The organism is Pseudomonas sp. BP8 (assembly GCF_017875955.1).
In the GTDB taxonomy this organism is placed as follows: Bacteria; Pseudomonadota; Gammaproteobacteria; order Pseudomonadales; family Pseudomonadaceae; genus Aquipseudomonas.
This window is the reverse complement of record NZ_JAGINK010000001.1, coordinates 1,325,074-1,335,000: the sequence shown is the minus strand read 5'-3', so window position 1 is coordinate 1,335,000 and position 9,927 is coordinate 1,325,074. Positions and strand designations below refer to the sequence as shown.

At 60.5% G+C, this 9,927-nt stretch carries 10 protein-coding genes (1 of these 10 only partly in view); 1 reads left to right on the top strand and 9 read right to left on the bottom strand.

Annotated elements, in window-relative coordinates; genetic code table 11:
- The 6 genes from msrQ to J3B00_RS05795 form a co-directional block, all read right to left on the bottom strand.
- Positions 1-551, bottom strand: the 5' portion of a protein-coding gene (gene msrQ / locus J3B00_RS05820; protein ID WP_209865339.1) for a protein-methionine-sulfoxide reductase heme-binding subunit MsrQ. The gene continues 61 nt to the left of window position 1, outside the view; 551 of the gene's 612 nt are visible here — the first part of the coding sequence; it begins with the start codon at positions 549-551; its stop codon lies off the left edge, out of view.
- The gene (gene msrP, locus J3B00_RS05815; RefSeq protein ID WP_209865335.1) at positions 551-1,564 is read right to left on the bottom strand and encodes a protein-methionine-sulfoxide reductase catalytic subunit MsrP; all 1,014 of its coding nucleotides are present in this window, start codon (positions 1,562-1,564) and stop codon (positions 551-553) included. The genes msrQ and msrP overlap by 1 nt, the downstream gene beginning before the upstream one ends.
- A 77-nt stretch (positions 1,565-1,641) precedes the next feature.
- Entirely contained in the window at positions 1,642-2,493 is an 852-nt protein-coding gene (gene pssA / locus J3B00_RS05810; RefSeq protein WP_209865332.1) for a CDP-diacylglycerol--serine O-phosphatidyltransferase, read from the bottom strand.
- Between the two features lie 151 nt (positions 2,494-2,644).
- Positions 2,645-3,661, bottom strand: a complete 1,017-nt coding sequence (gene ilvC, locus J3B00_RS05805; RefSeq protein ID WP_209865329.1) for a ketol-acid reductoisomerase — start codon at positions 3,659-3,661, stop codon at positions 2,645-2,647.
- A gap of 53 nt (positions 3,662-3,714) precedes the next feature.
- Positions 3,715-4,206: an acetolactate synthase small subunit gene (gene ilvN / locus J3B00_RS05800; protein ID WP_003250040.1), complete on the bottom strand. Its 492-nt coding sequence runs from the start codon at positions 4,204-4,206 to the stop codon at positions 3,715-3,717.
- A gap of 1 nt (position 4,207) precedes the next feature.
- Complete coding sequence (locus tag J3B00_RS05795) at positions 4,208-5,932, bottom strand: acetolactate synthase 3 large subunit (RefSeq protein WP_209865327.1); 1,725 nt, start codon at positions 5,930-5,932, stop codon at positions 4,208-4,210.
- A 196-nt stretch (positions 5,933-6,128) separates the two neighbouring features.
- On the opposite strand from J3B00_RS05795, the gene J3B00_RS05790 reads away from it, so the two are divergent.
- Positions 6,129-6,365 (top strand): hypothetical protein, encoded by a 237-nt coding sequence (locus J3B00_RS05790; protein ID WP_209865324.1) that lies wholly within the window; start codon positions 6,129-6,131, stop codon positions 6,363-6,365.
- On the opposite strand, the gene J3B00_RS05785 is transcribed toward J3B00_RS05790, so the two are convergent.
- The 3 genes from J3B00_RS05785 to mrcB all read right to left on the bottom strand — a co-directional run bounded on the left by J3B00_RS05785 (position 6,341) and on the right by mrcB (position 9,822).
- Complete coding sequence (locus tag J3B00_RS05785) at positions 6,341-6,673, bottom strand: YqcC family protein (RefSeq protein WP_209865322.1); 333 nt, start codon at positions 6,671-6,673, stop codon at positions 6,341-6,343. The genes J3B00_RS05790 and J3B00_RS05785 overlap by 25 nt on opposite strands.
- Positions 6,673-7,437, bottom strand: a complete 765-nt coding sequence (locus J3B00_RS05780; protein ID WP_209865318.1) for a tetratricopeptide repeat protein — start codon at positions 7,435-7,437, stop codon at positions 6,673-6,675. The genes J3B00_RS05785 and J3B00_RS05780 overlap by 1 nt, the downstream gene beginning before the upstream one ends.
- 63 nt (positions 7,438-7,500) lie before the next feature.
- The gene (gene mrcB / locus J3B00_RS05775) at positions 7,501-9,822 is read right to left on the bottom strand and encodes a penicillin-binding protein 1B (protein ID WP_209865316.1); all 2,322 of its coding nucleotides are present in this window, start codon (positions 9,820-9,822) and stop codon (positions 7,501-7,503) included.
- Positions 9,823-9,927: the final 105 nt, after the last annotated feature.

Here is a 9,927-nt window from a genome sequence, read left to right as displayed (position 1 = left end):
CGCAGTGCCAGCAGAACCGCCCCGATAGAGGCATACACCACCCACTCCTTAAGGTCGGAACGCACAATCCACAAGAAGTGCAGCAAGCCCAGCCCCAGAATCACGTACACCAACCTGTGCAGCTTCTTCCACCGCGCGCCCAAGCGTCGCTGACTGTATCGGTTGGAGGTCACCGCCAGGGCCAACAAACCCAGGAAGCCCAGCACGCCAACGATGATGTAAGGCCGCTTGCGTAACTCGACCCCCAACTGCCCCCAATCCAAACCGAGGATGAACACCATGTAGGCACTCATGTGCAGCACTATATAAGCAAAGCACCACAGACCGAGCTGACGACGCACGACGATCCAGCCCGACCAGCCGGTAAGCCGCTGCAAAGGGCTCATGCTCAAGGTGATCAGGAGGAAGATCAAAGCCCCCAGCCCTAGCCGATCGACCAGGATCTTGCCGGGGTCTGGCCCCAGCAGGTTCATCGCCGCCTCATACAGCCACCATCCCGGGAACAGGCAGCCCAGTACGAAGATAACCAAGCGAAACCACGGATAGCGCATCAGTAGTTCTTCCGCAGATCGAGCCCACTATATAGAGAGGCAACCTCGTCGGCGTAACCGTTGAACATCAGCGTGTCGCGCACATTGGGGCTGAACAGCCCGCTGGGTAGGCGACGCTCCCGGGCCTGGGTCCAGCGCGGGTGATCGACAGTCGGATTGACGTTGGCGTAGAAGCCATACTCGGTGGGCGCAAGACTCTCCCAGGTCGTGGTTGGCCGCTCGGCTACCAAGCTGATGCGCACGATCGATTTGATACTCTTGAAACCGTACTTCCATGGCACGATCAGGCGCAGTGGCGCGCCATTCTGGTTGGGCAGCTCCCGGCCATACATGCCGACCGCGAGGATCGCCAACGGGTTCATCGCCTCATCCAGGCGCAAGCCTTCCACATACGGCCAGTCGATCAAGGCGAACGAGGAGCGCTGTCCCGGCATGCTTTTCGGATCTTGCAGGGTCTCGAAGCGCAGGTATCGAGCCTTGGAGGTCGGCTCGACCTGCTTGAGCACTTCGGCCAGGCTGAAGCCAAGCCACGGAATCACCATCGACCACGCCTCGACGCAGCGCAGCCGATAAATGCGTTCTTCCAGTTGGTAGGGTTTGACGAAGTCTTCCAGGGCATAACGCCCAGGCTTGGCCACTTCACCGTCAACCACCAGGCTCCACGGCTCGGTTTTCAAGCTGCCGGCGTTGGCCGCCGGATCGCCCTTGTCAGTCCCGAACTCGTAGAAATTGTTGTAGTGGGTGGCATCCTTGAACGGCGTGATCGGCTCATCCTTGACCGTGATCGCCTGCCACCGGGCAGTGCCGAGCTTGTCGGTGAACCAGCCAGGGGCAGCGCCGGGCGCAGCATCGGCGTAGCGCGATGGCTCTGCACCAAGTGCCATTCCCGGCAATGCGCCCGCAGCGATACCTGCCAGGGAAGCACCCAGCACGGCGCGACGGGAGAGATAAAGGCTTTCTGGAGTGATCTCCGACGCCTGGCAATCGGAAGGACGAGCGATCTTGATGAGCATAACGGCTCCACAGCACGGGTAACTGATGTACCCGTAAGACTATGGAGCCGGAAGGTTATTCCGTCATTAAATCAACTTCAGACTTTTCGACGGCGAACCCGCAGCAGGTACTGCACTGGCCCGGACACCGCATAGCCGAGGAAGATCAGCAGGAGGATGCGCGGCGGATCACTGAACACCACGGCAAACACCAGCACCACCGCCAGGATCGCCACGAACGGCACGCGCCCGCGCAGGTCCAGTTCCTTGAAGCTGTTGTACTTGACGTTGCTGACCATCAGCATGCCCGCGGCCGCGACCAGCAGCGCAACCAGGAACGACAGCTTCGAACCCTGAATACCAAAGTCGCTGAACGCCCACACGGTACCGGCCACAACACCTGCCGCCGCCGGACTGGCCAGGCCGATGAAGTAGCGTTTGTCGGCGGTGCCGACCTGGGTATTGAAACGCGCCAGGCGCAATGCGGCCCCGGCCACATAGATGAAGGCCACCATCCAGCCGACCTTGCCCATGTCACCCAAGGCCCAGCCGAACGCCAGCAGCGCCGGCGCAACGCCAAAGGCAACCATGTCGGACAGCGAGTCGTACTCGGCGCCAAAAGCGCTCTGGGTGTTGGTCATCCGCGCAACACGGCCATCCAGGCCATCGAGCACCATGGCCACGAAAATGGCGATCGCAGCAAAGGCGAAGTACTTGCTCGCCTGGACTGGGTCACCTGCACTCATGGCGCTCTGCGCACTGATCGAACTGATGATCGAATAGAAGCCGGCGAACAGGTTGGCAGTGGTGAACAGGTTTGGCAGCAGATAGATACCGCGATGCCGCACCTTGCGCCCTTCGGCGTCATGCCCCTCTTCAACATGTTCATCGACAGGTAGCAGGCTTTCGGCGTCGGAGGCCTTGTTCGGCTCCTCGGGACGTTCGCTCATGAAAAATACCTTGCAACTGAGTGGAAAATGTTTCGACACGGGCTTGCGAAACAGGTTCTGACAGCAAGCCACTGGTCGCTTTATACCAGAAGCGCGCCGCCTAAACGAAAAAACGCGGCCGAAGCCGCGTTTTTCATTTCATCGCAAAGGCTTAGTTCTTGGCCTTGTCGACGATCTTGTTAGCCGAGATCCAAGGCATCATGGAACGCAGCTGCTCACCGATGATCTCGATGCCGTGGCTAGCGTTGTTACGACGCTTGGCGGTCATAGATGGGTAGTTGGTGGCGCCTTCGGAGATGAACATCTTCGCGTATTCGCCGTCCTGGATGCGCTTCAGAGCGTTGCGCATTGCCTTGCGGGATTCATCGTTGATGATCTCTGGGCCAGTCACGTACTCGCCGTACTCGGCGTTGTTGGAGATCGAGTAGTTCATGTTGGCGATGCCGCCTTCGTACATGAGGTCAACGATCAGCTTCAGTTCGTGCAAGCACTCGAAGTAGGCCATTTCCGGCGCGTAGCCAGCTTCAACCAGGGTTTCGAAACCGGCTTTGACCAGCTCGACGGTACCGCCACACAGAACAGCCTGCTCGCCGAACAGGTCGGTTTCAGTCTCGTCCTTGAAGGTGGTTTCGATGATGCCGGTACGGCCGCCACCGACGCCAGCGGCGTAGGACAGGGCGACGTTCTTGGCGTTGCCGGAAGCGTCCTGATAGATAGCGATCAGGTCAGGAATACCGCCGCCTTTGACGAACTCGGAGCGAACGGTGTGGCCCGGGGCTTTCGGCGCGATCATGATCACGTCGAGGTCGGCACGCGGAACAACCTGGTTGTAGTGGATCGCGAAGCCGTGGGAGAAGGCCAGGGTAGCGCCCTTCTTGATGTTCGGCTCGATCTCGTTCTTGTACAGAGCGCCCTGGAACTCGTCCGGGGTCAGGATCATGACCAGGTCGGCAGCGGCAACAGCGGAAGCCACGTCGGCAACTTTCAGGCCGTGGGCTTCTGCCTTGGCAACGGTAGCCGAACCTTTACGCAGACCGACAGTAACGTCTACACCGGAGTCCTTCAGGTTGCACGCCTGGGCGTGACCTTGCGAACCGTAGCCGATGATGGCGACTTTCTTACCTTGGATGATGGAAAGGTCGCAGTCTTTGTCGTAGAAAACTTTCATGAAATACCCCTGTTATATCTCGGCCCCTGTGGAGCCATCGCTAATTTTTGAAGTTAGATGCTGAGCACTTTGTCGCCACGGGCAATGCCGGTGACTCCACTGCGCACGGTTTCGAGAATCGATGCGGTACCGATCGCCTGGATGAAGCTGTCCAGCTTGTCGCTGGTGCCGCTCAGCTGCACGGTATACACGCTGGCGGTGACGTCGACGATCTGCCCACGGAAAATATCCGTGGTGCGTTTGATCTCGGCGCGCTGGGCGCCGGTAGCCTTGACCTTGACCAGCATCAGTTCGCGCTCGATGTGCGCGCTCTCCGACAGGTCGACCAGCTTCACCACTTCCACCAGCTTGTTCAGGTTCTTGGTGATCTGTTCGATCACTTCGTCATGGCCAACGGTGGTCAGGGTCAGGCGCGAGAGGGTTGGGTCCTCGGTCGGCGCCACGGTCAGGCTTTCAATGTTGTAGTTGCGCTGGGAGAACAGGCCGACCACGCGAGACAAGGCACCGGGTTCGTTTTCCAGCAGCAGGGAAATGATGTGCCGCATATCAGGTACGCTCCGTCTTGCTCAGCCACATGTCACGCATCGAGCCGTCTTTGATCTGCATCGGGTAGACGTGCTCACTCCTGTCGACCGCGATATCGATGAACACCAGGCGGTCCTTCATGGCGAAAGCTTCTTCAAGCTTTGGCTTGAGGTCCTTCAGGCTGGTGATGCGGATACCGACGTGGCCATAGGCCTCGACCAGCTTGACGAAGTCAGGCAGCGACTCGACATAGGAATGCGAGTGACGGCCGTTGTACGCCATGTCCTGCCACTGGCGAACCATGCCCAGTACGCCGTTGTTGAGGTTGACGATTTTCACCGGCAAGCCGTACTGCATGCAGGTGGACAGCTCCTGGATGTTCATCTGGATGCTGCCTTCGCCGGTCACACAGGCAACGTCCTGGTCGGGGAAGTTGAGCTTGACGCCCATCGCCGCCGGGAAGCCGAAGCCCATGGTGCCCAGGCCGCCGGAGTTGATCCAGCGGTTCGGCTTGTTGAAGCGGTAGTACTGCGACGCGAACATCTGGTGCTGACCCACGTCGGACGTCACGAAGGCGTCGCCGTTGGTCACTTCACACAGGGTCTCGATCACGGTCTGCGGCTTGATCACGCTGCCGTCGCCCTTGTCGTAAGGGAACAGGCCGCGGTCGCCACGCCACTCGTCGATCTGCTTCCACCAGGCTTCCAGCGCAACCTTGTCAGGCTGCTCACCGATTTCCTTGAGAATTGCCAGCATTTCGCTGAGCACACTGTCGACAGGGCCAACGATAGGCACGTCGGCCTTGATGGTCTTGGAGATCGATGCCGGGTCGATATCGATGTGGATGATCTTGGCGTTCGGGCAGAACTTCGCCGGGCCGTTGATCACACGGTCATCGAAACGCGCACCGACTGCCAGGATCACGTCGGCATTGTGCATTGCCTGGTTGGCGGTGAAGCTGCCGTGCATACCGAGCATGCCGAGGAACTGGCGGTCGGTACCCGGGAAGCCACCCAGACCCATCAGGGTATTGGTGACGGGCAGGTTGAGCGACTTGGCGATCTCGGTCAGCGCTTCGGAGCCGCCACCGAGAATGACGCCACCACCGGAGTAGACCACTGGACGCTTGGCGGCGAGGATCATCTCGGCTGCCTTGCGGATCTGCCCCGAATGGCCACGTACGGCCGGGCTGTAGGAGCGCAGCTTGACCTTCTTCGGATAGACGTACTCGAACTTCTCGGCCGGGTTGGTCATATCTTTTGGAATGTCGACCACGACCGGGCCAGGACGACCGGATTGCGCCAGGTAGAAGGCTTTTTTCAGGACTTCCGGGATTTCCGAGGCATGTTTGATCATGAAGCTGTGCTTCACGATCGGCCGCGAGATACCGATCATGTCGGTTTCCTGGAAGGCATCGGTGCCGACCATGGTGCTAGGCACCTGGCCCGACAGGATGACCATCGGAATCGAATCCATGTAGGCGGTGGCAATGCCGGTGATGGCATTGGTTGCACCCGGGCCGGACGTTACCAGCACTACGCCGGCCTTGCCGGTAGCGCGAGCATAGCCATCGGCCATGTGGGTCGCAGCCTGCTCGTGACGAACCAGGATGTGCTCGACTTCCGGCTCTTTGAACAGCGCGTCGTATACATGAAGGAGAGCACCGCCAGGGTACCCGTAGATGTGCTTAACGCCTTCGTCACGCAAGAAGCGGACGACCATCTCAGCGCCAGATAAAAGCTCCACGTTGTTCACCTCTAAAACGCCAGAATACCGTCCCTAGTGGACGGGTCTTAATAGGTTTACTGCCAAGCAGAGCACGAGCGAACGTCAGCACTGACTGAGCAAGTATTGGGAGTACCCCAGAGTGTTGCGGGGTTTTCCCACCCAGCGCGAGGTAACGCGTTGCGGGGTGTTACAAGTCGGCGCGGGTGTGCGCCTCATGATCTGCTTAGCGGGTCTGCTTCTGGCAGTCCCTCTAAAGCGGAAACTGGATTCTTGTGATTCGCCGCCATTAAGTCAAGAAAAATTATTGCCAATTTTTCCTCAGGATGAATTCGTTCCACCACGAATCAATCAGACAGCAGCAGAAAAACAAACAAAAGACAAAAAAAGAGCCGCAATCTGCGGCTCTTCAAAGAAAAACAGAAGAAATCAGGCGGAACGGCTTATCACTTGATCGAATTCAGCCAGTAGTCGGCGAAGCACGCGACTCTGCTCCGGACGATCGACGAAAACCGTTTCAGCCATTACAAGAATGCCGGAAGCGCTTGGCAATGGCTGACCATGCTCGAGAATGAGCTTCATTCGCGGCAGGAAAATCCACTGTAGCCACAGCTCGAAGCTCATCGAATCCACCGCAAACGGCACCACACTGGCGAGCGCTTCGGCACTCGGTGGCTGATCGCTCCACCAGCCTTGGCTGCGCAATTCGTGCTCGATCAGCAGCAGGTGATCGGCGATGTCGAGGATACGTTGCTCGGCCATCACAGATTGACCCGCGCTTTCTGTCGCGCAAGTGCGGCGCCGGCGCTGTCACCTTGCTTCTCGCGAGCCTGGGCAATGGTGTTCCACAGCTCTGCCTGCAGGTCAGGGCGACCATTGGCGTAGGTCAGGGCACGCCGTGCCAGTTGCTCGGCCTGGGCCGCATCGCCCTGCGACAGACGCACCTGGGCCAGGCGGAACAGCACCTGCGGCTCGCGTGGGGCAATGCGCTGGGCACGCTCCAGGCTCGACGAAGCGCCGTTGAAGTCGCCGCTGCCCTGCTGCGTCTGGGCGGTGGTCAGCAATGCCAGCACCGGGCCATCGAGCTGCTCGTCGGCCGACAGGCTGCCGCTGGTGGTGTTGCTGCGCGGGATCCCGGTAGGGGCGTTGCTGGTAGCCGGTGCGCTGTTCATCGAGGCGATGTCGAACGGCTCATCGGCAATCGGATTGGGATTGGTGGTCATCGGCCCGGTGCTGATCGGCGCCGTACTGATCGGCGCCGCGCCATTGGCGGCCGGGAAGGTCTGGATCGAGGATGCGCCCGCGCCCTGCGGGATCATCACGGTCACCCCGGAATCTTCAGGCAGCGATTGCGCCTGGCGGGTACCGCCGCTGCCGGCATTGACCGCCGTGCGGTTGGCGGAGATCCGCTCACTGTTGGACACCCGAGAGCTGGAGTCGACCACCGGGATATTGCCGCGTGGAACGCTGGCGCAGCCATGGAGCATGGCCAGCGCGGTCAAGGCAGGAAACCACCACTTGTTCACTTCACACCCTCTTCAAATGCGGCTGATGGCCTGTGGGGCTGATCCGCCCAGGCCACCAGTAGCTTAATTCATCCAGCCCTTGACCCAGTCCATGACCGAATCTGCCGGATTCTGCTCACCGCCACAGGCGACGCCAGCGGCCGGTTCGCTGCCGCGAATATACGGCATCTGCACCGCTCCCGGACAGGTGCTGTCGGAACCGTTGCCGCTGTACGGATCGATCCACGACTGCACGACGTTGTCCGGCTGCGGCATGTCCAGTGGCAGCGGGTCGGCCTTGCGCATGAAACTGGTCCAGACCTGCAGTGCACCGGTGGCACCGGTGAACGGCGTCTTGCCATTGTCATCGCGGCCGAGCCAGACCACCGCCAGCAGATCCTGGCTGAAGCCGGAGAACCAGCTGTCGCGTGAGTCGTTACTGGTGCCGGTCTTGCCGGCCAGGGTCAGCGAGTTCGGCAACACACTGTAGACCGAACGACCGGTACCCTCACGCATCACCCGCTGCATGGCGTTCTGCACCAGATAAATGGCACCTGGGTCAAAGGTCTGCTGGATCTGGAACGGATAACGCTTGAGCGGCTCGCCCTCGGCAGTGAGCACACTGCGGATACCGCGCATTGGCGTGTTGAAGCCACCGTTGGCGATGGTCTGGTACATGGTCGCGACCTGCATCGGCGACATCCCGCCCGCACCCAGCAGCATCGACGGGAAGGCCGGCCAGTCGACGTTGACGCCCAGTCGACCGATGGTCTTGATCACGTTCGGCACGCCGACTTCCAGGCCCAGCTTGGCTGTGGACAGGTTGTACGAGTTGGCCAGGCCCTGATACAGGTAGATGGTGCCGTGCGGGCGCCGGTCGTAGTTTTGCGGACGCCAGACCTGGCCGTCGGCGCCCTTGACCGAGAAGGGTTCGTCCTGCACCCAACTGGTGAGGGTGTACTTGCTCGGTTTTTCCAGCGCGGTCAGGTACACCGCCGGCTTGACCAGCGAGCCGATTGGCCGCACCGCGTCGATGGCCCGGTTGAAGCCAGCGAAGCCCGACTGGCGACCGCCGATCAGCGCCTGCACTTCACCGGTCTCCGGGTTGGTCACGACCATCGCCGACTCGACCGCATCTGAGCCCTTGCGTCCGGTCAGACGCTTGAAGGTTTCGCTCATCGCCGTTTCGGCCTTCATCTGCAGGATCGGGTCGAAACTGGTGAAGATGCGCAGGCCTTCTTCGGTCAAGTCTTCGTCACGGTAGTCCTGGCGCAGCTGGCGCTTGACCAGGTCGAGGAAAGCCGGGAATGAGCTGTCGGCGAGGCTGCCACGCTTGGTCACACCCAGTGGCATCTTTTTCGCCGCTTCAATCACTTCCTTGCTCGCCACGCCCTGCTCTGCGAGCAGGTCCAGCACCAGGTTGCGGCGCGTCAGAGCACGCTCCGGGTAACGCCGCGGGTTGTAATAGGACGGGCCTTTGACCATACCCACCAACAAGGCGATCTGGTGCAACTTGAGCTCCTGCAGCGGCTGACTGAAGAAGAACTGGCTAGCCAGGCCGAAGCCGTGCACGGCGCGCTGGCCGTCTTGGCCGACGAACACCTCGTTGAGGTACGCCTCAAGGATCTCGCGCTTGTCGTAGTGCAGCTCGAGCAGGACCGCCATCATCGCCTCGGTCAGCTTGCGGCTGAGGCTGCGTTCGTTGGTCAGGTAGAAGTTCTTCACCAACTGCTGGGTCAGGGTACTGCCGCCCTGGCGCATGGCGCCGGACGAAGTGTTGACCCACACCGCACGGGCAATCGACTTCGGCGAAACGCCGAAATGGCTGTAGAAATCGCGGTCTTCGGTCGCGATCAGAGTTTCCAGCAGGTAAGGCGGCACCTGGTCGATCTTGATCAGGATGCGGTCTTCGAGGTTCTTCGGGTAGATACCGCCGATCATCAGCGGTTCCAGACGCACCACGTCGAGCTTGCCGCCGTTGGCGCCGCTCATCCCTGCGACATAGTCGCCGGAGAAGCGTACACGCACGAACTGCGCGGGTTCCATGCCTTCATAGAACTGGAAGCCACGGGTATTGAGGTCGACGTTGTTACCGTTGACCGACGCTGCACCCGGGCCGTTGGCCGCGCTTTCGCGGCGATAGCCGAGGGCATCGAGCTCGGTAAGGAAGTCGTTCTTGCTCAGCTTCTGGCCGACGAACAGCTCCAACGGCCGGGCATACACCTTGGCCGGGATAGTCCAGCGCTTGCCGGAGAACTTCTCCTGGACGATGGCATCGAGGTAGATCGCAAAGCCGGCGACGATCACCAGGCCGACCAGGCTGAGCTTCAGGGCCCAACCCAGCCAGGCACGGGAGCGGCCGGGCGAGCGTTTCTGCGGAGTACGGGGATTTCGGGATCGAGTCATGGCGGCGGATTATACGCACTTTAGTCAAGGCAGGCCCGGCGGTATGCAGGGACGGCACCATTGACCATAATGGCGCATTCGAATTCCCTTACTCCGAAGGATTGC

Bases quoted from the DNA above. Each gene is read 5' to 3' on its own strand.
- ilvC (WP_209865329.1), bottom strand. From the start codon at position 3,661: ATGAAAGTTTTCTACGACAAAGACTGCGACCTTTCCATCATCCAAGGT.
- ilvN (WP_003250040.1), bottom strand. From the start codon at position 4,206: ATGCGGCACATCATTTCCCTGCTGCTGGAAAACGAACCCGGTGCCTTG.
- mrcB (WP_209865316.1), bottom strand. From the start codon at position 9,822: ATGACTCGATCCCGAAATCCCCGTACTCCGCAGAAACGCTCGCCCGGC.
- pssA (WP_209865332.1), bottom strand. From the start codon at position 2,493: ATGAGCGAACGTCCCGAGGAGCCGAACAAGGCCTCCGACGCCGAAAGC.
- J3B00_RS05785 (WP_209865322.1), bottom strand. From the start codon at position 6,673: ATGGCCGAGCAACGTATCCTCGACATCGCCGATCACCTGCTGCTGATC.
- J3B00_RS05790 (WP_209865324.1), top strand. From the start codon at position 6,129: ATGATCTGCTTAGCGGGTCTGCTTCTGGCAGTCCCTCTAAAGCGGAAA.
- msrP (WP_209865335.1), bottom strand. From the start codon at position 1,564: ATGCTCATCAAGATCGCTCGTCCTTCCGATTGCCAGGCGTCGGAGATC.